This window comes from Niallia oryzisoli, from assembly GCF_036670025.1.
GTDB classification, from domain to species: Bacteria; Bacillota; Bacilli; order Bacillales; family Cytobacillaceae; genus Bacillus_BD; species Bacillus_BD oryzisoli.
On sequence record NZ_CP137640.1, the window covers coordinates 1,356,908 to 1,379,397 of the forward strand.

The following is a 22,490-nucleotide window of genomic DNA, read 5'->3' on the forward strand; positions in this document are numbered from 1 at the left end:
CCTCCTTTATCGCAAGTAAATTTTGGGGAGGACAGGCATGAAGAACCGATGGATCATTTTTTTTTCTGGAATTATCACGGTAAAGATAAGCGGAAAAGGCCTCGAACGATTACTAAATACATTAATTAGAAATGGTTTGTTTATCTGGCAGGTCAGGCGCCAAGGCGTTGAGTCGATTACGTTTAAAATGAAATTAAGTGATGTGAAGGAATTTAGAAAGTATATAAGAGGCAGCGGCTGTAAAGTAACATTCTATAAAAGAGAAGGTTTTCCTTTTCTCCTGAAAAGGCTGCTGCATAACAGCGGATTTCTTGCGGGTTCGATTCTGTTTGTACTTGTCATTTTACTTCTTTCTAATATGATCTGGGGCATACAAGTAAAAGGTGCGGATCCGGCGACCGAATACAAGATTCATAAAGAATTAGATAAAATGGGCGTCAAGGTCGGCAAGCTTCAATTTTTCGTTGATAATGTTGAATCCATTCAGCGCCAATTAACGGACAATGTTGAGGAAATTACATGGGTCGGCGTTGAATTACAAGGGACAACCTATCATCTTCAGGTAGTGGAGAAAAACGAGCCAAAACAACCAGAATACCTAAGCCCACAAAATCTAGTTGCGAATAAAAAAGCCGTTATTGTTGACATGTTCGTTGAAGAAGGGCAAGCAGTAGTAGACATTCATGATAGTGTTGAGGAAGGGCAGTTACTTGTTTCGGGATTAATTGGGAAGGAAGGTCAAAATGTACAAGTACCTGCAAAAGGGAAGGTTTGGGGAGAAACGTGGTACAGGTCCGATGTTGAGCTGCCATTAAAAAGTACCTTTCAGGTTTTCAACGGCAATGAGAAACGGAAATATTATCTTAAAATTGCCGACTTTAGAATTCCCATCTGGGGCTTTGGTAAAATAGAGTACAAAGAATATGAGACAGAATCAAATGAAAAGGCCATCCAATTTTTAAAATGGAAGCTTCCGCTTTCCTTTATTAATGAGACACATCGTGATAAAGAAGTAGAAACAAGAATTTATTCGAAGGAAGAGGCCTTTCAAGTTGCAAAAGAAATGGCAAAACTAGATATAAAAAATCGTTTATCAGAGGATTCGAAGATAAAGGGAGAAAAAATTTTGCACCAATCATTAGACAATGGTAAAGTATCCTTATCAATACATTTCCAAATTATCGAAAATATAGCAGAAGGACAACCAATTATCCAAGGAGAGTCAGAATGACAGAAGAGCTAAAAACCATGAATGTTCAATTAAAGAATTCTAATGAAGCAATTGCCTTAATCGGAAATGCGGATGCGAATCTTAAAGTAATAGAACAAGAACTCGATGTGTCCATCATTACAAGAGGTGAAACAGTTTATGTTTCCGGTGATCTTAAACATGTAGAGCTGGTAAGTAATATCCTCGAGGCATTATTGTATGTAATACGAAAAGGAATTAGTATTAGCCAGCGGGATGTTACATATGCGATACAAATGGCAGAAAAAGGTACGCTCGATTATTTTAAGGATTTATTTGAAGAAGAAATTGCGAAAAATGCAAAAGGTAAATCAATACGGGTAAAAACGCTCGGGCAGCGTCACTATATTTCAGCAATGAAGAAATTTGATCTTGTCTTTGGTATTGGACCTGCCGGGACAGGTAAAACGTATTTAGCTGTTGTTATGGCTGTCAATGCACTAAAAAGCGGACAAGTGAAAAGGATTATTTTAACACGGCCGGCAGTAGAGGCAGGTGAAAGCCTGGGATTTTTACCAGGTGATTTAAAAGAAAAAGTGGATCCTTATTTAAGACCATTATATGATGCTTTGCATGACGTTCTTGGAACAGAGCATACGCAAAGGTTAATGGAACGGGGGATTATTGAAATTGCCCCCCTTGCATACATGAGAGGTAGAACTCTTGATGATGCCTATGTGATTTTAGATGAAGCGCAAAATACAACAATGGCCCAAATGAAGATGTTCTTAACGCGTCTTGGGTTTGGTTCGAAAATGGTGATCACGGGTGATAAAACCCAGATTGATCTTCCTAAAGGTGTGACTTCAGGGTTAAAGACTGCCGAAGAAGTGCTTCATGATATATCCGCTCTGCAATTTATTTATCTTGAACAAAGTGATGTTGTTCGTCATCCGCTTGTAGCAAAGATCATTAAGGCATACGAGCACAAAGAATAAACCAGGTCTAATGCAAAAGATCGACTATTAAACATGCCGTTCGGATAACCGGACGGCTATTTTTTCCACTAAAAGGTAATAAAGTAACAAATACAGCTTATTATAGGATAATAATGGATAAAATGATTAATAATTCCATTGTTTATCCTATATGATTTTAGAAACAGGTGAAAGCGGAGTAAAAAACTGTTATCATTTTTACATATAGTCATAGATAATAATGGATATGGATGCAAAGGAGGAACAAAGAAAACAATGCAGCAACAATTAATCAAAGTCAGAAATTTATTGAATATGAAGTTTTTCCGGATCCTCTTGTTTGTATTACTTGGAGTTGTCCTTTACATATCTATGTACAGCAATGTTAAACCAGAGAAGTTAGATATTCGTTTATTTTCAATCGCAAATCAAACCATTCGCTCTCCTATCACCATTGAGGATAAAGAAAGTACCGAGGCGAAGAAAAAAGAAGCGGAAGAGCAAGTTCAAGATGTATATGTATTAAATAAGTCGATATCAGAAAATCGCATGGATCTTATTACATCGATATTTGATTCGGCTGTAGAAGTCAACAATGAAATAAAGAAAGAGCAGAAAGAAGGTCTGTATGATTCAGATAATCTGCCTTCTAAAGATGAGAAATTAAAAAGATTGAAGGAAAAACTGACGGCTGATGTGACGAAGGATATACCTGATTCGGTTCTAACCAGTCTTGTGGAATCTTCTAAAGATGAATTAATAATTGCAAGGGACCTTTCGATTACGGCGATCAATATGATTATGAATGATCGGATTCCTACACATGAAGTGGAAAATGCAAAGAAAAAGCTTGAAGAAGAATTAAAATATACTGATCTAAACCTTGAATTAAAAAACGCTGCCACCCAGCTCGGAAGATATGCAATCATTCCAAATGAATTCTATGACCCAGAAGCGACGGAAGAAATGCGTCAGCAGGCGGTAGAAAATGTAGAGCCGGTTAAAATACTGGAGGGGCAGATTATCGTTGAAGAAAACCAATTGATTAATCGAGATGTTTATCGCCAGCTTGATCTTGTTGGCATGCTTGATAATGATCGATCAATTGCACCTTTTCTTGGATTGGCTCTTCTTATTATGGTTTTCTTAACCGCATTATATTTTTATTTTTACAGTCATCTCGAGGAAAAAGAGGAACAAAAGCAAACGTATTTATTGCTATTCAGTATGATATTTTTATTGTCTATTTTTCTAATGAAGATGGTAAGTTTACTTCATGTTCTTGAATTTGCTGATATTGCGTTTATATTCCCTGCAGCCATGGGTGCTTTATTAATAAAAATATTAATTGATGAAAAGCTTGCCATCGTGGTCACGATTATTATGGCCATTTGTGGAAGTATTATGTTTAATGAAGGGGTAACAGGCTCGTTAAATGCGTCCATTGGCATCTATATTCTTTGCAGCTGCCTCGCAGGCATCATGTTTTTAAGCAACCAGCGGCGCTCGAATATCTTTAAGGCAGGTTTATTTGTTGCAGCTGCAAATGTAGTTGTCATATTATCGCTTGTATTTTTAAGAAATGGACAATACGACCTACAGGATTATATTGTAACGGTCGTAATCGGCTTGATCTCTGGTATTTTATCTGCCGTACTGACAATCGGTTTGCTCCCATTCTGTGAAGCGGGTTTTGGAATCTTGTCTACGATGCGGTTGATCGAGCTTTCGAATCCGAATCATCCCTTGTTAAAAAAAATCCTTACAGAAACACCGGGAACATACCATCACAGTGTCATGGTTGCTAATCTTGCTGAAAGTGCCTGTGAAACAATTGGTGCAAATGGTTTGCTTGCAAGGGTGGGTGCCTATTATCATGATATCGGTAAAACAAAAAGACCGCAGTTTTTTATTGAAAATCAGTTAAATATTGAAAATCCACATGACCGCATCCCGCCAAATATGAGTAAAAATATTATTATTGCCCATGCAACAGATGGTGCGGAAATGCTCAAACATCATCGAATGCCTAAGGAAATTGTTGATATTGCTGAACAGCATCACGGCACAACGCTATTAAAGTATTTCTATCATAAGGTAAAGCAAAGCGGTGCTGATGTAAATGAAGAAGAATATCGGTATCCGGGTCCGAAAGCACAGACAAAGGAATCAGCGATTGTTGGGATAGCTGATAGTGTTGAGGCTGCAGTACGCTCGATGTCACAGCCGACACCCGAACAAATTGAAGAACTCGTCAGAAAAATTATTTCTGATAGACTTCAGGATAACCAATTTAATGAATGTGATCTTACCCTGAAGGAATTGGATAAGGTCGCTAATGCATTATGTGAAACGCTAAAAGGGATCTTCCATTCTAGGATTGAATATCCCGAAATGACAAAGCAGAAGGTGAAGCATGCATGAGTATTATGATTGATTTTATTGATGAAACAAACGAACTGTCAGAAAAGGAACTTGAAATGATCGAGAGGCTGCTCTTTTTTGCAGCCGAAAAGGAAAATGTGGAGGAAAATAGTGAGTTGTCCGTTACTTTTGTAACGAACGATCGGATACAGGAAATTAACCGTGAGTATCGAGATAAGGATCGTCCAACGGATGTAATTTCATTTGCGATGGAGGAGCTTGGTGAAGGGGAAATTCCATTAGTCGGGGGCGATATGCCGCGAGTCTTAGGAGATATTATTATTTCAGTAGCAAAAGCGAAAGAACAGGCAGATGAATATGGACATTCTTTTATCAGGGAGCTTGGCTTTCTGGCAGTACATGGATTCCTGCATCTTTTAGGGTATGATCATGAGATAGAAGCTGATGAGAAAAAAATGTTCTCAAGGCAAAAGGAACTCTTAGATGAATTCGGACTTCAACGATAAACGAAGAGGGACTTTGGTACGGTCATTCGCTTTTGCCATTGAAGGAATCATCCATTCCTTAAAATATGAACGAAATATAAAAATTCATCTTGCCGTAGCATTGGCCGTTATAATACTTGGATTTTTATACCGTGTTTCGAGTTTTGAGTGGCTGGTGATTATTCTGGTAATAGGCGGAATGCTTTCATTTGAACTGATGAATACCGCGGTTGAAAGAGTAGTGGATCTTGTAACATCAGAGCATCATCCACTTGCAAAACAGGCAAAGGATATTGCTGCCGGAGCTGTGTTTATTTACGCTGCGATATCAGTTGTGGCAGGTTGCATCATTTTTTTACCGAAGATGTTATAACGCGGGCTTACTAACGAATGTTTCATTCGCAGCCTGCGTTTTTTTATGTATTAATAGTAAAGTATGATGGAAGCTTGTTTTTAGAAAATTCCAATTGTTTAACAGTGAAATCCTGATAAACGATGAAATTTTAAAATAAATAGGGTAAAATAATAAGAAGCGGTGGTCTTCAGAACTAAGGTTGATAATGGTGAAGATTGAAGAATTAATGGCAGAAGCAGAAACAATTAAGGATATGGTAATTACACAACCTCTCAATTTCCTTCATGAGCTGCGCTGTTAACAACTGAGTGGGTCAATTCAGCCAATATCGCAAGAAGAATCACTGTCAGGAGCATTATCTTCGGAGGACTTACATGAATAGAGAAACGAAAGAACAAGTATTTAAATCAGGATTTATATCCATCATTGGAAGACCAAATGTAGGAAAATCCACATTTATTAATCGGGTTATCGGTCAAAAAATTGCCATTATGAGTGATAAACCACAGACAACAAGAAACAAAGTACAAGGTGTTCTAACAACGAATGATACACAATACATTTTTATTGATACACCTGGAATCCATAAACCAAAGCATAAATTAGGCGATTTTATGATGAAGGTGGCTCAAAATACACTTAAAGAAGTCGACTTGATTCTTTTTATGGTAAATGCAGAGGAAGGATTTGGCCGCGGTGAGGAGTTTATATTGGAAAAGTTTCAATCCGTAAAAACTCCAATATTTTTGATTATTAATAAAATTGACCGCATTCATCCTGATAAGCTGTTAACAGTGATTGAATCATATAAGGAAAAATATCAATTTGCTGAGATTATTCCGATTTCAGCTCTTGAAGGAAATAATGTTGAAACATTATTAGAGCAGGTAAAGAATTATCTTCCTGAAGGCCCGATGTATTATCCGGCCGATCAAGTGACAGACCATCCGGAAAGATTTATTGTCGCTGAACTTATCAGGGAAAAGGCCTTGCATCTCACGAGAGAAGAGATTCCGCATTCTCTTGCGGTTGTCATTGATAAAATCGAAGGAAGACAGAATCAGGATCTGGTTCATGTAATGGCAACGATTATTGTTGAACGAGACTCGCAAAAGGGTATCATCATTGGGAAGCAAGGAAAAATGCTGAAGGAGATTGGAAAACGGGCAAGAGTGGATATCGAAAATTTACTTGGATCAAAAGTGTTTTTAGAATTATGGGTGAAAGTTCAAAAAGACTGGCGAAATAAAGCTTCACAGCTGCGTGACTATGGATTTAGAGAAGATGAATATTAAAAATGAGCCCTAACTAAATTATTAATCGATTGCTTGGAGTATTCTTCCTTTTGATTTACAAAATTTTCGTCTAATGATTCTAGGAAAGACAGGCAATTATAATTATAAGGATTGGAATTAATAAATAATAGCTAGTCCAACAATGGAAAGGTGGGTTTTCAATGTTAGATTTTACTTGGAAAGTTTTTTCGCAAACAGGTAATATTGACACATATCTTCTTTTTAAGGAATTAGAAAAGGAGAACCTAGAAATACCCGGAAGTCAGGACGATGAGCTAGTTGAATTAGATTTTCCAATTATGTAAGTTTGTCTCATTATTGGGATGGTGTACAAATGCTGCAAAAATGCGAAGGAATTGTCCTTCGAACAACTGATTATGGTGAAACAAATAAAATTGTGACACTTTATACACGTGAATGGGGAAAGATAGGCGTGATGGCAAACGGAGCCAAAAAACCAAAAAGTAGGCTGGCTGCCATCACCCAGCCCTTTACATATGGCTATTTTTTAGTACAGAATGGCCGCGGACTAGGAAGCCTGCAGCAAGGAGAAATGATTGCTTCTTTACGTTCCATTAAAGAGGATATTTTTCTGACTGCTTATGCTAGTTTCATAGTTGAATTAACGGATAAGTGCACGGATGAAAAGAAGACAAACCCATATTTATTTGAACTTTTGTACCAAGTCTTGAATTATATAAATGAAGGATACGATCCGGATATCATTAAGAATATTTATGAAATGAAAATGCTAAACAGTATAGGGTTATATCCAACCTTAAATCACTGTGCCATTTGCGGCAGCAAGGAAGGAAAGTTTTCCTTTTCAATCAGAGAAGGTGGAATTCTTTGTCACCGTTGTCTTGATAAGGATCCTTATCATCTTAAAATATCAGCTTCAACCGTGAAGCTGCTCTTAACTTTTTATTATCTGGACATAAGCCGCCTTGGTAATATCTCTGTTAAATCAGAAACAAAAATAGAACTAAAGAAAGTCATTGATAGTTATTATGACGAGTATTCCGGCTTATACCTCAAATCAAAAAAATTTCTTGATCAGCTTGACCATCTGAAAGTTGACAACTGATTGTGTTTCCGCTATGATTCATCTTAGAAAATCATTCATAAATTGGTTGCTGTGATGGAAAGGAGTACTTAACTCTCCTCTATTTAAGCGAATTCGGGACAGTGAAAGCCGAATATAGACAGTTAAGGAAGGGCATTCCTGAGCAACATTATGTGTCTTTGACACAAATTAAAGTGGCTTACCAAAGGTGAGCAAATAGGGTGGAACCGCGGGTTAAACTCTCGTCCCTATGCTAATTCCAGCATAGAGACGAGAGTTTTTTGTGTTGGGATAAATATCAATTATTTTTGGAGGTGTCCAATGAATATTCAAAACATGATATTAACGTTGCAAAAGCATTGGTCTGAACAAGGGTGCATTTTAATGCAGGCATATGATGTGGAAAAGGGAGCAGGAACAATGAGTCCATACACATTCCTGCGTGCAATTGGTCCGGAGCCATGGAATGTGGCATATGTGGAGCCATCACGCCGCCCGGCAGACGGTCGATATGGGGAAAACCCAAATCGTCTTTATCAGCATCATCAGTTTCAAGTGATTATGAAACCTTCACCCGACAATATTCAAGAACTTTATTTAGATTCTTTAAAAGCGCTTGGCATTGACCCTTTAAAGCATGACATCCGCTTTGTCGAAGATAACTGGGAAAACCCATCACTTGGATGTGCAGGACTAGGTTGGGAGGTTTGGCTTGATGGTATGGAAATTACGCAATTTACTTATTTCCAGCAAGTAGGAGGTCTAGATTGTAAACCTGTTTCTGTTGAAATCACCTATGGCATCGAACGGCTGGCATCCTACATACAGGATAAGGAAAATGTTTTCGACCTTGAATGGACAGATGGATTTACGGTTCGTGATATTTTTGGCCAGCCTGAATATGAACATTCAAAATATACATTTGAAACATCTGATCAAGAGATGTTATTTAACTTATTTAACATTTACGAAAAAGAAGCCCATCGGCAAATGGAAGAGGGACTTGTTCATCCGGCATATGATTATGTACTGAAATGCTCCCATACATTTAATTTGCTTGATGCAAGAGGTGCTATTTCTGTAACTGAAAGAACCGGTTATTTGGCACGCTGCCGCAGTCTCGCTCGTAAAATTGCTAAAACCTTTTATGAAGAACGTGAAAAGCTTGGTTTTCCAATCTTAAAGGCAAAGGAGGAAAATGGTCGTGACTAAAGATATTTTGCTTGAAATTGGTTTAGAGGAAATGCCTGCTCGTGTTGTGACAAATTCAATGAATCAGCTGGCAGAAAAAGTTCAATCATGGCTTGACACAAAACAAATTCAGTACCGAGAACTTAAAGCATTCTCAACACCGCGCCGTTTGACCGTTCTTGTCAAGGAAGTTGATGAGGCGCAAGCGGATATCCATGAGGAAGCAAAAGGTCCGGCAAAAAAAATTGCCCAAAATGAAGCAGGTGAATGGACAAAGGCTGCGATTGGATTCAGCCGAGGTCAAGGGATGACGGTTGAAGATATTTATTTCAAAGAAATAAATGGGGTAGAATATGCTCATGTCAAAAAATTTATCGAGGGGCAGGAGACGTTTACTTTACTGCCAGAATTAAAGGATATTATTTTGAGTCTAACCTTCCCAAAAAATATGCGTTGGGCAGACCATGATCTTCGTTATATTAGACCAATAAAATGGATAGCTGCGTTATTTGGTCAAGAGGTCATACCTTTTACGATCACTAATGTAGAAACAGCACGCCACAGTCAAGGGCACCGTTTTCTTGGTAATGAACTAGAATTTGCATCTCCTGCTGATTATGAGCAGGCAATGGCTCAGCAATATGTAGTAGCAGACCCTTTGAAACGGAAACAAACCATCCTTGACCAATTGAAAAAACTTGAAGAAGAAAATAACTGGGAGATTCCTGTCGATCCAGATCTGCTTGAAGAAGTGAATAATCTGGTGGAATATCCGACAACATTATATGGGAAATTCGAAGAAGAATTTTTAGAACTCCCAGAAGAAGTATTAATTACTTCGATGAAGGAGCATCAGCGTTATTTTCCAGTCAAATCTAAAACAGGTAAACTTCTTCCTTATTTTGTGACTGTTCGTAACGGTGGAGCAGAGTTTCTGGAAAACGTTGCTAGAGGGAATGAAAAAGTTCTTCGTGCAAGGCTTTCTGATGCAGCATTCTTTTACCGTGAAGATCAAAAAATGGAAATTGATCATGCTTTAAATAAATTGAAATCAATTGTTTACCATGATGAAATTGGTACTTTAGCGGAAAAGGTTACACGCGTGCGCCGCTTGACTAATATTCTAAGCGATAAGCTTGGGTTTAAGGCTGATCAAAAGACAAATGCTGATCGTGCTGCTGAAATCTGCAAGTTTGATTTAGTAACCAATATGGTATATGAATTCCCAGAATTACAAGGTTTTATGGGTGAGAAGTATGCTCGTCAAAAAGGGGAAACAGAAGCTGTCTCCGTTGCAATCAATGAGCATTATATGCCTCGTAACGCCGAGGATCATGTACCGTCAACGGAAGTAGGTGCGATGCTAGCGATTGCTGAAAAAGTGGACACGATTTCATCCTTTTTTGCTATCGGCTTAATTCCGAGCGGTTCACAGGATCCATATGCTTTAAGAAGACAGGCAACAGGGGTTGTTCAAATCCTGCTGCAAAAGAATTGGCAAATGGGTCTGGAAGAAATACTTTCACAATCACTCACATTACTTCAAGAAGACGGAGTATTAAAAGAAGGGCTTGAACACATCCAACAAGAATTGATCTCTTTCTTTAAGCTTCGGTTAAAACATTTGCTCCAGGAAAAAGGCATCCGCTATGATTTAATAGATGCTGTATTGGGCAATGACATTGGTGTAGTAAGCTCGCTTATTACTAGAGCCGAGGTCCTTGAAGAAAAGAGAACAGAACCTGATTTTAAAGAAAATATTGAAGCTTTAAGCAGGGTATTAAATATTGCTTCAAAGGCTGACGATATTGGTGAAATTCAAACACCTTTATTTGAAAATCAGGATGAACAAAAATTATATGAAAAATATTTGGCTGTAATAAAACAATTAGATAGCAGCATTTCAGAAGCTGAATATTTTGCTGCCCTTGTTTCATTAAGACCTGAGATTAACCAATACTTCGAGCATACAATGGTCATGGCTGAAGATGAGGCGGTCAAACAAAATCGTCTCAGTCAAATGGGAAAACTCTCTCAGCTTATTAAAAAGTTTGCCAATGTGAATGAAATAATCGTGAAGTAATAGATATTCTTGATCTTGACATATTAGGAAATGCAAAGTGAAGAGCCTATTAGGCTCTTCTATCTTTGTAAATATATTTATTGAACATAGCCTATAATGAGAAAATGATGTATTTACTTTTCATTTTTAGAAAAAAGTATATAATAATTATGTAATAGTATAACATTATTCTTGATCAACTGGGCATGATAGGTGGTGTGAACAATAGAACTTAATAAACGTCAAGAACAAATATTAGAAATTGTTAAAGAAAATGGTCCGATTACGGGAGAACATATTGCAGATCATTTAAATTTAACGAGAGCAACTTTAAGACCTGATCTGGCTATCTTAACTATGGCGGGTTATTTAGATGCAAGACCCCGAGTAGGTTATTTTTACACCGGCAAAACAGGTGTACAGCTTCTTACGGAGAATTTACAAAAGTTATTTGTAAAGGATTATCAATCTATTCCAGTCGTCATCAATGAGAATGTATCTGTCTATGATGCCATTGTAACGATGTTTTTAGAGGATGTAGGCACATTATTTGTCGTGGATCAGCATTCATTGCTGGTTGGCGTATTGTCGAGGAAGGATTTATTAAGGGCAAGTATCGGCAAGCAAGAATTATCAAGTCTGCCTGTTAATATCATTATGACTAGAATGCCCAATATTGCGATGTGCTTCCGTGATGATCTATTAATTGAAGTAGCGAAAACATTAATCGAAAGGCAAATTGATGCCATGCCAGTTGTGAAAGAAGTAGACAATGGTTTTGAAGTAATCGGAAGAGTTACGAAAACAAATATTGCCAAAGCTTTAGTTGCTTTAGCTGAGGATCGTTAGGTCATACTATACCTAACTGATATAAAAGAGGGGATGAAAAATGGATGAGCAAAATGCCGGTCATCTATGTGGTATCCGACTCAGTGGGGGAAACGGCTGAACTCGTCACAAAAGCTGCTCTAAGTCAATTTAACGGCAGTGATATCACAATTAAACGTTTTCCATTTGTGGAAGATGTATCAAACGTTGACGATGTCATCGCTTTAACCAAATCTGAAAATGGTATGATTGTTTTTACACTTGTCAGACCAGAAATTCGAAAATACATGCGAGAGGCTTCCGCAAAAGCAGAAATTGGGGCCTATGACATTTTTGGGCCTCTTATCGATCAGATACAAATAAAAACGGGAAAAACACCTTTATTTGAACCAGGTCTCATTCATAAGCTGGATGAAGAGTATTTTAAAAAAGTAGAAGCGATTGAGTTTGCGGTCAAATATGATGATGGCCGGGATCCTAGAGGGATTATGAAAGCAGATTTAGTACTTATTGGTGTATCAAGGACATCAAAGACTCCTTTATCACAATATTTAGCCCATAGAAGATTAAAAGTGGCTAACGTTCCCATTGTTCCAGAAGTTGACCCTCCTGATGAATTATTTAAAATTTCTCCAATGAAATGTTTTGGATTAAAGATTAGACCAGAAAAACTAAATGGAATTCGCAGAGAACGATTGCGGTCTTTAGGATTAAATGACAATGCGACATATGCTAATATGGATAGAATTAAGGATGAATTGCAATATTTTCAAAAACTAGTCGATCAAATTGGATGTCCTGTAATAGATGTCACAGATAAAGCGGTAGAAGAAACTGCCAATATTATTCATAATATGTATCAAAAAAATTATCTTCAAAAATAGCACATATTTTTATGTGCTATTTTTGAGTTTTTTTATAAAAAACTAATGCAATTATCATGCTCTTATACTATAATAAAAAATTGTGATAAAATATGTGACTTTTAGGTTTAGACTTTCACTTCAAGGAATAAACTATTTAGGGTGAGAAGTCAAGTCTGCTGTCTGAAAAAATTCGACAAGTTGTCTTCAGAAAAGTTATTTCTTGAAAGAAGGAATATGCGGAGTGATGTAGAATAATTAGTACATTAGGAAAATCAGTCATTTTTTTGACACTGAAATGATGATAAAACAATTTTTTAAAAGAATTATCGGAGATTTTGTCTAAAATTGCAGGAATTTAATAATTTTTGACGAATACCTCATAAAGTAAATGGAGGTGTTCACATGTCGGATCGAATTGCCGAAGAAAAGCTTAACCAGATTAGGCAGGCATCGGATATTGTGGATGTCATCAGCGAGTTTGTACAGTTAAAAAAACAGGGTCGAAATTATATAGGTCTATGTCCATTTCATAATGAAAATTCTCCATCATTTTCCGTTTCGGTTGATAAACAAGTTTATCATTGTTTTGGTTGTGGTGCAGGAGGTAATGTATTTTCTTTTTTAATGCAGATTGAAGGTCTTTCTTTTCAGGAAGCCGCAGTAAAACTTGCAAAAAATGCGAATATTGATCTTGGAACGAACATATCTACATTAAGCAAACCTAATCATCATTCCAATGAAGCAATGCAAATGATTGAAGCTCATAATTTATTACGTAAATTTTATCATCATTTGCTTGTAAATACAAAAGAGGGTCAGCATGCGCTGGAATATTTGCTCGAAAGAGGTTTTACGTCTGAGTCCATTGGAAAGTTTCAAATTGGTTATGCACTTGATTCATGGGATTTTGATTTTAAATTTTTAACCAATAAAAACTTTCAACCCGCATTGATGGAAAAGGCAGGACTGATTATTAAAAGGGAGCAGGATGGAAGTTATTTCGACCGGTTTAGAGATCGAATCATGTTTCCTATCTTTGACAGAAATGGAGAAACGATTGCTTTTTCCGGGAGATCTTTAGGGGCACATAAGCCTAAATATTTAAACAGTCCCGAGACAGCGATCTTTAATAAAAGTAAAATTTTATATAATTACCATCTGGCAAGGCCCACCATGAGAAAGCTGCAGCAAGCCATTTTATTTGAAGGGTTCGCAGACGTCATAGCTGCGGATCGATCTGGCGTTGAAAACGGTATAGCCACGATGGGAACATCATTAACAGAAGAACATGTTTCCATTCTAAAGAAAAATATTCAAACCGTAACCCTTTGCTATGACTCAGATTCCGCTGGGATTGAGGCTGCGTTCAGAGCGGGTAATATGCTTCATAATGCAAATTTACAGGTGAATGTAGCGATCATGCCAGATGGGATGGATCCTGATGAATACGTAAAAACCTACGGAGAAGAAAAATTTCGGAATGATATCATTCATTCAAGTATGACCTTAATGAGCTTTAAAATGCTCTATTACCGAAAAGGGAAAAATCTGCAAAATGAAGGAGATCGGCTCCTTTATATAGAAAAAGTATTACAGGAGGTCAGCCGTCTTGATAAGGCTGTTGAAAAAGATCTCTATATACGTCAGCTTGCAGATGAGTTTAATTTGTCTCTTGAAGCGTTAAAAGAGCAAGAAAGACAGTACTATTCTAAGAGTTCCCATCAAAAAGAGCATCATCCAAACAATAGTAATGCTATACCAAAACCGCCGGTAATTCCAAGGAATGTAGAGAGAATAAAACCTGCTTTCCATAATGCGGAAAGGTTTCTGATTGCACATATGCTGCGAAGTATTGATGTAACCTATAAGGTACAGGAACTGATGAAAGGAAATACCTTTAATATTGATGAACACCAGGCAATCATAACCTATTTATACGGTTTTTATGAACAAAATCATCAGCCTGATCTGAATGCATTTCTCGATTATATCAATGACGAGAAGCTGCGAAGAATTGTTGTTGATATTGAAATGATGCCAATAAATGAAGAAATTACTGATCAGGAATTAAATGATTATATCAAACAGGTGTTGAAATATCAAAAAATGTTAAAGATAAAGGAAAAAGAGGCTGAACTGAGAGAAGCAGACCGTCTTAAGGATATTACTAAGGCTGTTGCTCTTTTGGCAGAGATTCAACAAATTCGTAAAACTTTATAATGGTTTCATTGATTTTTGGAAGGAGGGGGACAAATGGCTGAAAAATCGGCTCGTTCAAAAGAGGTTGAATCAGAATTGACCCTAGAGCAGGTGAAAGAACAGTTAACATTATTAGGAAAAAAGACAGGTGTCCTTGCCTATGATGATATTGCAGAAAAATTGGCTACTTTTGAGTTAGATTCCCATCAAATGGATGAATTTTATGAACTCCTTGGTGACAATGGGGTTGAACTCGTTGGTGATAACGAGGAAGAAGATCCGAATATTAAGGATTTATCAAAAAATGAAGAAGAATTTGATTTAAATGATTTAAGTGTTCCCCCTGGAGTCAAAATAAATGACCCTGTACGTATGTATTTAAAGGAAATAGGCCGAGTAGATCTTTTATCCGCTGAGGAAGAGGTAAACTTAGCTTTAAGAATTGAACAGGGTGATGAAGAAGCGAAAAGACGTTTAGCCGAAGCAAATCTGCGTCTTGTTGTTAGTATTGCAAAACGATATGTCGGCCGTGGAATGCTGTTTTTAGATTTAATCCAAGAAGGAAATATGGGCTTAATTAAAGCAGTAGAGAAATTTGACTATCGAAAAGGATTTAAATTCAGTACGTATGCAACTTGGTGGATTAGGCAGGCTATAACAAGAGCCATTGCAGATCAGGCAAGAACAATCCGGATTCCAGTCCATATGGTAGAAACGATCAATAAACTTGTTCGTGTACAAAGGCAATTACTGCAAGACTTAGGACGTGAACCGACACCAGAGGAAATCGGTGAAGATATGGATCTGCCGCCGGAAAAAGTAAGAGAAATTTTAAAAATTGCTCAAGAGCCTGTTTCACTTGAAACACCGATCGGTGAAGAGGATGATTCACATCTTGGAGATTTCATTGAAGATCATGAGGCTACTTCTCCATCGGAACATGCTGCATATGAGTTGTTAAAAGAGCAGCTGGAAGATGTATTGGATACGTTGACAGATCGTGAAGAAAATGTTTTACGTCTTCGTTTTGGTCTTGACGATGGCCGTACACGCACACTAGAAGAAGTAGGTAAGGTATTTGGTGTAACACGTGAACGTATTCGTCAAATTGAAGCAAAAGCATTAAGAAAACTAAGACATCCAAGCAGAAGCAAAAGATTGAAAGACTTTTTAGAATAGGCTAGCCATAAAATAGTTTACTTCTTACAATAGAAGTGAACTATTTTTTTGCAATACTGACAATAGGATGTGAGCCGATGCAGGAAAGCAGGAAACAAATTATTATTAACGAAATTACATATTGGAAGAAGAATCGACTGCTTCCCGAACACTATTGTGATTTTTTGTTAGCCCTATACACAGAGGGAAATGGAGCACAGGAAAAAAATAAAAAATCACAATGGTTTAAAAAAGAATTATTATTGCTTCTATTTATCCCTATTATTATGGTTTTATTTTATTTTACTGAATTATCTCTCATTTTGCAATTGGTCTTCGCCATCATTTTAATATTAATTGGAATTTATCTAATATTCTATTTTAGGAAAACAGGGTTATTATTTCAAATTCCATTAATTGTGACCGCACTTATATTGTTATTTGTTTCTGTTAAAATAACGTTAACCTTATTTCCTGATACCTTAATCGTTCTTTATACCGTTTTAGGATTTAATTGTATCTTGTGGCTTGCAGGCGGCTGGAAGTTTAAACAACTGCATTTTACACTGTCAGGCATACTGGGGATTGTGTTTTTATGCATTTTTCTTTTTAGCAATAAATTCTTTTAAATCATTACATCCTTTTTTAAAACATAAAATTGAAATGGAGAGTATAAATTCATTGCATTTGGGGGGATGGTAATGAATTTTGATTTGACGTCCGAGCAGGCCATGATAAAAAAGATGATAAAGGAATTTGCAGATGAGGAGGTAGCGCCTGGTGCACTTGAAAGGGACCGGCAAAAAAAGTTTCCGCTTGACGTGTTTCAGAAATTATCAAAGCTTGGAATGATGGGACTGTCTTTTCCAGAAAAGTATGGCGGAGCAGGTGCTGATACAATTAGTTTTGCCATCGTGACAGAAGAACTAAGCCGTGCCTGCGGGTCAACGGGAATCACCTATTCAGCTCATATATCTTTAGGAGGCGCTCCTATTTTTTATTTTGGCACGGAGGAACAAAAACAAAAGTATCTGCTTCCGATATGTACAGGAGAAAGCTTCGGTGCATTTGGATTGACTGAGCCAGAAGCAGGCTCTGATGCGGGTGGAACCAAGACAAGTGCTATTGAACAGAATGGAGAATTTATTATTAATGGGTATAAATGCTTTATTACTAATGCAAGCTATGCCAAATTTGTAGCAATTACGGCAGTAACCGGAAAAAGTGATGCTAAAAAAGAAATAAGTGCAATCATTGTTCCAACAAATTCTCCTGGTTTTACCATCGTTGATTCTTATGAAAAAATGGGGCTGCATGCTTCGAATACAACCGAGCTCATCCTTGAGGACGTTCATGTAGCGACAGAACAGCTGCTTGGAAGAAAAGGGGAGGGCTTTAAGCAATTTTTAGCAACACTCGATGGCGGTCGGATTGGAATTGGGGCAATGGCTGTCGGCATTGCTCAGGCTGCATATGATAAAGCTTTAAGCTATGCAAAAGAAAGAAAGCAATTTGGGCAGTCTATAAGCTCATTTCAAGCCATCCAGTTTAAACTGGCAGAAATGGCTATGAAAATTGAATTAGCGCGGAACAGTGTTTATAAAGCAGCGTGGTTGAAGGATGCAGGCAGGCCATTTGCCAAAGAAGCGGCCATGTGTAAATTATATGCTTCAAAAATCTGCATGGAAGTCACAGACCAAGCAGTTCAAATCCATGGAGGTTATGGTTATATGAAGGATTATCATGTTGAAAGATATATGCGGGATGCAAAATTAACTGAAATAGGCGAAGGGACTTCAGAGATTCAGCATCTGGTGATTGCAAGGGCAATTGGCTGTTAAACAGTCCAAAAAGAATGTTTCTTCGCAACTGACTGCGAATCTTCATCCAATTGGATGAAGATTAGTTTTTTTTAGAAACTAAATGTGACAAAGTTTGATATAAGGGCTTTTACTTCTTAAGGATTTCGAGTAAAATAGGAATTGTTTAAATATATTAATTAGTTAAAAAGTTTCTACATAGGGGAGGGTATTGTTATGAAACGGAATCCGATTATACCTTTTGCGATTATTATGGTTGTCGGAGTATTAGCCATGTTTATTCTTTCATTCAAAGGCGTTGGAGATTCAAAAGAATTAGCAGCAGAGCTTGAAGGCGGCGGCGAGGCAAAAACAGAAGAAGTAGCTGCTAACCCGGAAGACATTTATAAGCAAAGCTGTGTAAGCTGTCACGGTGATCAATACCAAGGAGGAGTGGGGCCTTCCTTAAAAGGTGTTGGCGACAGACTATCTAAAGACCAAATCGCGGATGTTGTAACAAATGGTAGAGGTGCTATGCCTCCAGGCCTAGTACCAGCAGAAAAAGCCGGCGAAATGGCTGATTGGTTAGCGGGTCTTAAATAAGAAAACGTATTCAAAGAAAAGCGGAAGCGCCTTCGGAACATAAAGAACATGTTCCTGCAAAGAAATTTCAAGGAAGCTTTCCTTGGTGCTAAAGCAAAAAAAGCATAAGACAAGCCTGCTGGAAAGGTGTTCTTTACCTTTCTGGAAGGATTGGCTTATGACTCGAGGTACTAGGCGCTGTAGCTAGATAGTTACCTAATTTTACAAAAAATTTCTTGTCCTTTGCATATGCAAAGGACTTTTTTTATACTTAACAGGAAAGATATAATATATGTTCGTTGTAAAATGAATAAATGAAGGTTAAGTGGTGAAGGAATGAATAGCGAAAAATTATCATACCGTTTAGAAACTGTGACAAAATACATACCGCAAGATCATAGATTAGCCGATATAGGTTCTGATCATGCCTATCTGCCCTGCTATGCAGTTCAAAAAGGGATCGTACCATGGGCAGTGGCTGGAGAAGTAGTAGAAGGTCCCTATCAGTCAGCTAAAAGACAAGTTGATGAAGAAGGATTAACAGATAAGATCTCAGTACGAAAAGGAGACGGACTAGAGGTCATCGAACAGGAAGAGGTAGATTGTGTAACGATCGCAGGTATGGGAGGAGCACTGATTGCCAGTATCCTTGAAAAAGGGAAGGAAAAGTTAGCGCATGTTAAAAGGCTTATTCTTCAGCCGAATATTAGTGCTATTACGATCCGAACCTGGTTATTGGAGAATGGCTGGGGTCTGATAGCCGAAGAAATTATAGAGGAAGATGGGAAAATATACGAAATCCTTGTCGCTGAACAAGGTAATGAAAAGATGACCTATCAAAATCATCTTGAAAAAGGTTTATTGTTTGGTCCTTTTTTATTGCGGGAACATAATCCGGTTTTTCGAAAAAAATGGACAGCCGAGAAGAAAAACTGGTTAACCATAGTCAGTAAGCTTGAACAGGCTTCAGATACAGCAGAAAATAGGGAGAAGAAAGCGGAACTTATAAGAAAAATAGAGCTGGCAGAGGAGGTTTTAGAGCATGAAAAAGGTTAATGGTCATGAGATTATTCAATTATTTGAGGCATTTGCTCCAAAGCCATTAGCGATGGAGGGAGATAAAATAGGTTTGCAAATCGGCCGGTTAAACAAACCTGTTAGACGTGTTATGATCGCCCTTGATGTCCTTGAGGAAGTGGTGGATGAAGCAATTGAAAAAGAGGTTGACCTGATCATTGCTCACCATCCGCTGATTTATAGACCACTACAAAACATTACGACTGATAAACTTCCAGGCAGAATGATTGAAAAGCTGTTGAAACACGAAATTGCTGTATATGCTGCGCATACAAATCTTGATGTGGCAAAAGGCGGGGTAAACGATTTATTAGCAGAAGCACTGCAGTTGTCAAATACGCAAGTACTTGCTCCGACCTATGAAGTTAAGTTGAAAAAATTAGTTGTCTTTGTACCAAATCTGGATAGCGGCAAAGTGAAAGCTGCACTTGGTAATGCTGGAGCAGGAGCAATCGGAAACTATAGTCATTGTTTGTACACTTCATCAGGAATCGGTCAGTTTCTTCCAAATGAGACTGCCAATCCTCATATTGGACAAAATGGTGTACTTGAAGAAGTAAACGAAGAGAGAATTGAAACTATTTTTCCAGATTATTTGGAAAGAAAAGTAGTCCAGGCTATGCTTAAGGCGCATCCGTATGAGGAGGTTGCCTACGATATTTACCCGTTAGAAAACAAAGGAGAAATCCTCGGCCTTGGCAGAATTGGTGAAATAGAAGAAACAACATTAGGGGAATTTGCTCAGTTTGTAAAACAAGCCCTTGATGTGCCTGCGCTTCGTGTTGTTGGTGATTTATCAGCGAAAGTGAAAAAAATAGCAGTGCTTGGTGGAGATGGAAATAAGTATATTTCATCAGCGAAATTTAAAGGTGCTGATGTCTATATCACTGGTGATTTATACTATCATGTTGCACATGATGCGATGATGATGGGCTTAAATGTCATTGATCCCGGACACAATGTAGAGAAAGTAATGAAACAGGGTGTATCCCGTTATTTAACAAAGAAATGTCAGGAAAAAGGCTATGATGTATCTATTTTTCCGTCTGAGAAGGTCACTGAGCCCTTTCAGTTTATCTAATAGTAAAAAAAACGGCGGTATGGGTGGGTCCATATCGCCGCTTTTTTATCAATGATGCTAGTTTTGTTTTACTTTAGGTAAGATCTTATTTAACGGTATTTTATTTTCTTTTACCCAGGTAGAAGGATTTGCTGAGTCAAAGTTTTCTAAAAATGTAATGACTTCTTTTGTAATTGGAGTAGGTGTAGAGGCACCTGCTGTGACAGCCACTGTTTTTGCATCCATAATCCAATCAAGTTCAAGCTCAGTAATATCGGCAATGCGATAGGCCGTTGTATGGGCTATATCTTCTGAAACTTGAGCAAGACGATTCGAATTGTTGCTGCGCGGGTCTCCGACGACAATGAGGACATCGGCTTCTCCAGCTTGGTCAGCAACAGCTTCCTGTCTTATTTGTGTAGCAAGACAGATTTCATTAAGAAATTCTGCGTGAGGAAATTTTTCTTTTATTTTGTCCATCACATGTTTTACATCCCATTGACTCATGGTTGTCTGATTTGTCACAATAATTTTTTCTGCATCAAGAGTTAAACTCTCTACATCCTGTTCATTTTCAACTAAATGAACAATGTGGGGAGCAATTCCAACGGCTCCTTCCGGTTCAGGATGATTTCTTTTTCCAATATAAATTACAGTATAGCCTTCCTTTTCCTTTTGGCGGATTAAATCATGTGTTTTCGTTACATCCGGACAAGTGGCATCAATGGTGACAAGACCTTTTTGTTTGGCAAGTTCCCTTACTTCTGGTGAGACGCCGTGTGCCGTAAAAATGACTGTCCCGCTGTCTACTTTTTCAAGAATTTCCTTGCGGTTTTTACCGTCTAATGTAATGATGCCTTCTTCTTCAAATGCATCTGTAATATGTTTATTATGGACAATCATGCCCAGTATATAGATAGGGCGTGGTAATGATTTATCTAATGCTGCATTACGGGCTATTACCATAGCATCAACTACACCATAACAGTAACCGCGTGGAGCAATTTTTATTACGTTCATCTCCGATCCTCCCAGAAAGCTCTTTTTCATTCATTATAGTCAACAATAATAATTATAGCAAAACCAAAATCAAACAGTTAGTATAGGCAAAATAAAAAAGAATGCTGCAGCCAGCATTCTTATATATACAGTTTTGGTGTTGACGGCAATGGTGTACGATCGGCTGATTTCTCTTGCTTTTCCGTGTCTAAAGCCAAATCCATTTTATCTTCATGATCTTTAGTATCATGATCTTTAGTTGGTTTGGTTTTATTTGGTTCGGTTTCTGAATTTTCCGGGGCATCTTTTAATCCGCGATAAAGTTTCCATAATGCTGGAAGGTTTTTGACAATCGGACCGTATTGTTGAACAAGGGGGCCCACTTGTGAGGCAGTATTTAAGACCTTTTGTGTATTGGATAACACGCTAGTTAACGAAGAAGGGTTTGCCAGTGCTCTAAGAAATGACCCTCCGCCGCCAGCCTGCCCCGGACTCATTGCACTGAGTAAATTTCTACTACCGAGTATATTTCTACTACCGAGTAAATTTCTACCATTGACTCCAGCTTGTGTTCCTCTTCCAAGCAGTCTCGATAGTAATCCCCCTCCCCCTCTTTGCTGCATCTGTGGATACGTACCCATCATTGATCGAAAAGGCGGCCTACCGTAAGGATTAAAATTGTGGGGGGGCATCCCTGTTTGCATTGGAAAACGATATCTAGGCATCATATTGCAGTGCCTCCCTTCTGATCTTCATAACACGAAGATCCTTTCCATTTAGATAGTTCTTTAAAACCCTTATATCCTATTCAGGGATGCTGATTTTTGATTGGGATAAATGCGGAGTTGGAACTAGATAACTAATGGTGGTCATTCTTGTCGAAATTGATTATAATATAATGATGGTCATAATAGGCT

The 22,490-nt window shown here is 37.8% G+C and carries 21 protein-coding genes and 1 other annotated feature; of the genes, 19 read left to right on the forward strand and 2 right to left on the reverse strand.

From position 1 onward, the window contains the following. Positions 1 to 37 precede the first annotated feature (37 nt). The 19 genes from yqfD (at position 38) to R4Z09_RS06845 (ending at position 20,595) form a co-directional block, all read left to right on the forward strand. Complete coding sequence (gene yqfD / locus R4Z09_RS06755) at positions 38 to 1,231, forward strand: sporulation protein YqfD (RefSeq protein ID WP_338451574.1); 1,194 nt, start codon at positions 38 to 40, stop codon at positions 1,229 to 1,231. Then, entirely contained in the window at positions 1,228 to 2,187 is a 960-nt protein-coding gene (locus R4Z09_RS06760; RefSeq protein WP_338451575.1) for a PhoH family protein, read from the forward strand. Before yqfD ends, R4Z09_RS06760 begins: the two co-directional genes overlap by 4 nt. Before the next feature lie 255 nt (positions 2,188 to 2,442). After that, positions 2,443 to 4,590 carry an HD family phosphohydrolase gene (locus R4Z09_RS06765; protein ID WP_338451576.1) on the forward strand — a complete coding sequence of 716 codons (2,148 nt, stop codon included), beginning with the start codon at positions 2,443 to 2,445 and terminating at the stop codon, positions 4,588 to 4,590. Then, entirely contained in the window at positions 4,587 to 5,057 is a 471-nt protein-coding gene (gene ybeY, locus R4Z09_RS06770) for an rRNA maturation RNase YbeY (protein WP_338451577.1), read from the forward strand. Before R4Z09_RS06765 ends, ybeY begins: the two co-directional genes overlap by 4 nt. Then, positions 5,035 to 5,409 (forward strand): diacylglycerol kinase family protein, encoded by a 375-nt coding sequence (locus tag R4Z09_RS06775; protein WP_338451578.1) that lies wholly within the window; start codon positions 5,035 to 5,037, stop codon positions 5,407 to 5,409. The genes ybeY and R4Z09_RS06775 overlap by 23 nt, the downstream gene beginning before the upstream one ends. A 356-nt stretch (positions 5,410 to 5,765) precedes the next feature. Then, positions 5,766 to 6,686, forward strand: a complete 921-nt coding sequence (gene era, locus R4Z09_RS06780; protein WP_338451579.1) for a GTPase Era — start codon at positions 5,766 to 5,768, stop codon at positions 6,684 to 6,686. A 161-nt stretch (positions 6,687 to 6,847) separates the two neighbouring features. Continuing rightward, positions 6,848 to 6,991: a YqzL family protein gene (locus R4Z09_RS06785; protein ID WP_338451580.1), complete on the forward strand. Its 144-nt coding sequence runs from the start codon at positions 6,848 to 6,850 to the stop codon at positions 6,989 to 6,991. A gap of 29 nt (positions 6,992 to 7,020) precedes the next feature. Next, positions 7,021 to 7,773, forward strand: coding sequence for a DNA repair protein RecO (gene recO, locus R4Z09_RS06790; RefSeq protein WP_338451581.1), 753 nt, complete (start codon positions 7,021 to 7,023; stop codon positions 7,771 to 7,773). A 42-nt stretch (positions 7,774 to 7,815) separates the two neighbouring features. Further along, positions 7,816 to 8,005 (forward strand) — a binding site (T-box leader). Positions 8,006 to 8,073: 68 nt separating this feature from the next. After that, the gene (glyQ, locus tag R4Z09_RS06795; protein WP_338451582.1) at positions 8,074 to 8,964 is read left to right on the forward strand and encodes a glycine--tRNA ligase subunit alpha; all 891 of its coding nucleotides are present in this window, start codon (positions 8,074 to 8,076) and stop codon (positions 8,962 to 8,964) included. After that, positions 8,951 to 11,026, forward strand: a complete 2,076-nt coding sequence (gene glyS, locus R4Z09_RS06800; protein ID WP_338451583.1) for a glycine--tRNA ligase subunit beta — start codon at positions 8,951 to 8,953, stop codon at positions 11,024 to 11,026. The genes glyQ and glyS overlap by 14 nt, the downstream gene beginning before the upstream one ends. Positions 11,027 to 11,230: 204 nt before the next feature. Continuing rightward, entirely contained in the window at positions 11,231 to 11,854 is a 624-nt protein-coding gene (locus R4Z09_RS06805) for a helix-turn-helix transcriptional regulator (protein ID WP_338453215.1), read from the forward strand. 44 nt (positions 11,855 to 11,898) lie between these two features. Beyond that, positions 11,899 to 12,717, forward strand: a complete 819-nt coding sequence (locus tag R4Z09_RS06810; RefSeq protein WP_338451584.1) for a pyruvate, water dikinase regulatory protein — start codon at positions 11,899 to 11,901, stop codon at positions 12,715 to 12,717. Between the two features lie 384 nt (positions 12,718 to 13,101). Then, a complete protein-coding gene (gene dnaG, locus R4Z09_RS06815; RefSeq protein WP_338451585.1) occupies positions 13,102 to 14,919 on the forward strand; it encodes a DNA primase in 1,818 nt (605 codons plus the stop codon). Positions 14,920 to 14,952: 33 nt separating this feature from the next. Then, positions 14,953 to 16,077, forward strand: coding sequence for an RNA polymerase sigma factor RpoD (rpoD, locus tag R4Z09_RS06820; RefSeq protein WP_338451586.1), 1,125 nt, complete (start codon positions 14,953 to 14,955; stop codon positions 16,075 to 16,077). 77 nt (positions 16,078 to 16,154) lie between these two features. After that, complete coding sequence (locus R4Z09_RS06825; RefSeq protein ID WP_338451587.1) at positions 16,155 to 16,685, forward strand: hypothetical protein; 531 nt, start codon at positions 16,155 to 16,157, stop codon at positions 16,683 to 16,685. Positions 16,686 to 16,757: 72 nt separating this feature from the next. Further along, positions 16,758 to 17,897 (forward strand): acyl-CoA dehydrogenase family protein, encoded by a 1,140-nt coding sequence (locus R4Z09_RS06830; protein ID WP_338451588.1) that lies wholly within the window; start codon positions 16,758 to 16,760, stop codon positions 17,895 to 17,897. A gap of 195 nt (positions 17,898 to 18,092) precedes the next feature. Continuing rightward, on the forward strand, positions 18,093 to 18,458 hold the full coding sequence (gene cccA, locus R4Z09_RS06835) for a cytochrome c550 (RefSeq protein WP_338451589.1): 366 nt from the start codon (positions 18,093 to 18,095) through the stop codon (positions 18,456 to 18,458). 315 nt (positions 18,459 to 18,773) lie between these two features. Beyond that, positions 18,774 to 19,493, forward strand: coding sequence for a tRNA (adenine(22)-N(1))-methyltransferase TrmK (locus R4Z09_RS06840; RefSeq protein WP_338451590.1), 720 nt, complete (start codon positions 18,774 to 18,776; stop codon positions 19,491 to 19,493). Next, a complete protein-coding gene (locus tag R4Z09_RS06845) occupies positions 19,480 to 20,595 on the forward strand; it encodes a Nif3-like dinuclear metal center hexameric protein (RefSeq protein WP_338451591.1) in 1,116 nt (371 codons plus the stop codon). The genes R4Z09_RS06840 and R4Z09_RS06845 overlap by 14 nt, the downstream gene beginning before the upstream one ends. A gap of 57 nt (positions 20,596 to 20,652) precedes the next feature. On the opposite strand, the gene R4Z09_RS06850 is transcribed toward R4Z09_RS06845, so the two are convergent. Continuing rightward, positions 20,653 to 21,594 carry a 4-hydroxy-3-methylbut-2-enyl diphosphate reductase gene (locus tag R4Z09_RS06850; protein WP_338451592.1) on the reverse strand — a complete coding sequence of 314 codons (942 nt, stop codon included), beginning with the start codon at positions 21,592 to 21,594 and terminating at the stop codon, positions 20,653 to 20,655. Positions 21,595 to 21,713: 119 nt separating this feature from the next. Then, positions 21,714 to 22,301: a VrrA/YqfQ family protein gene (gene vrrA, locus R4Z09_RS06855; protein ID WP_338451593.1), complete on the reverse strand. Its 588-nt coding sequence runs from the start codon at positions 22,299 to 22,301 to the stop codon at positions 21,714 to 21,716. Positions 22,302 to 22,490 lie beyond the last annotated feature (189 nt).

Coding starts and splice junctions, on each gene's coding strand:
- yqfD (WP_338451574.1), top strand. CDS start 38: ATGAAGAACCGATGGATCATTTTTTTTTCTGGAATTATCACGGTAAAG.
- R4Z09_RS06760 (WP_338451575.1), top strand. CDS start 1,228: ATGACAGAAGAGCTAAAAACCATGAATGTTCAATTAAAGAATTCTAAT.
- R4Z09_RS06765 (WP_338451576.1), top strand. CDS start 2,443: ATGCAGCAACAATTAATCAAAGTCAGAAATTTATTGAATATGAAGTTT.
- ybeY (WP_338451577.1), top strand. CDS start 4,587: ATGAGTATTATGATTGATTTTATTGATGAAACAAACGAACTGTCAGAA.
- R4Z09_RS06775 (WP_338451578.1), top strand. CDS start 5,035: ATGAATTCGGACTTCAACGATAAACGAAGAGGGACTTTGGTACGGTCA.
- era (WP_338451579.1), top strand. CDS start 5,766: ATGAATAGAGAAACGAAAGAACAAGTATTTAAATCAGGATTTATATCC.
- R4Z09_RS06785 (WP_338451580.1), top strand. CDS start 6,848: ATGTTAGATTTTACTTGGAAAGTTTTTTCGCAAACAGGTAATATTGAC.
- recO (WP_338451581.1), top strand. CDS start 7,021: ATGCTGCAAAAATGCGAAGGAATTGTCCTTCGAACAACTGATTATGGT.
- glyQ (WP_338451582.1), top strand. CDS start 8,074: ATGAATATTCAAAACATGATATTAACGTTGCAAAAGCATTGGTCTGAA.
- glyS (WP_338451583.1), top strand. CDS start 8,951: ATGGTCGTGACTAAAGATATTTTGCTTGAAATTGGTTTAGAGGAAATG.
- R4Z09_RS06810 (WP_338451584.1), top strand. CDS start 11,899: ATGAGCAAAATGCCGGTCATCTATGTGGTATCCGACTCAGTGGGGGAA.
- dnaG (WP_338451585.1), top strand. CDS start 13,102: ATGTCGGATCGAATTGCCGAAGAAAAGCTTAACCAGATTAGGCAGGCA.
- rpoD (WP_338451586.1), top strand. CDS start 14,953: ATGGCTGAAAAATCGGCTCGTTCAAAAGAGGTTGAATCAGAATTGACC.
- R4Z09_RS06825 (WP_338451587.1), top strand. CDS start 16,155: ATGCAGGAAAGCAGGAAACAAATTATTATTAACGAAATTACATATTGG.
- R4Z09_RS06830 (WP_338451588.1), top strand. CDS start 16,758: ATGAATTTTGATTTGACGTCCGAGCAGGCCATGATAAAAAAGATGATA.
- cccA (WP_338451589.1), top strand. CDS start 18,093: ATGAAACGGAATCCGATTATACCTTTTGCGATTATTATGGTTGTCGGA.
- R4Z09_RS06840 (WP_338451590.1), top strand. CDS start 18,774: ATGAATAGCGAAAAATTATCATACCGTTTAGAAACTGTGACAAAATAC.
- R4Z09_RS06845 (WP_338451591.1), top strand. CDS start 19,480: ATGAAAAAGGTTAATGGTCATGAGATTATTCAATTATTTGAGGCATTT.
- R4Z09_RS06850 (WP_338451592.1), bottom strand. CDS start 21,594: ATGAACGTAATAAAAATTGCTCCACGCGGTTACTGTTATGGTGTAGTT.
- vrrA (WP_338451593.1), bottom strand. CDS start 22,301: ATGATGCCTAGATATCGTTTTCCAATGCAAACAGGGATGCCCCCCCAC.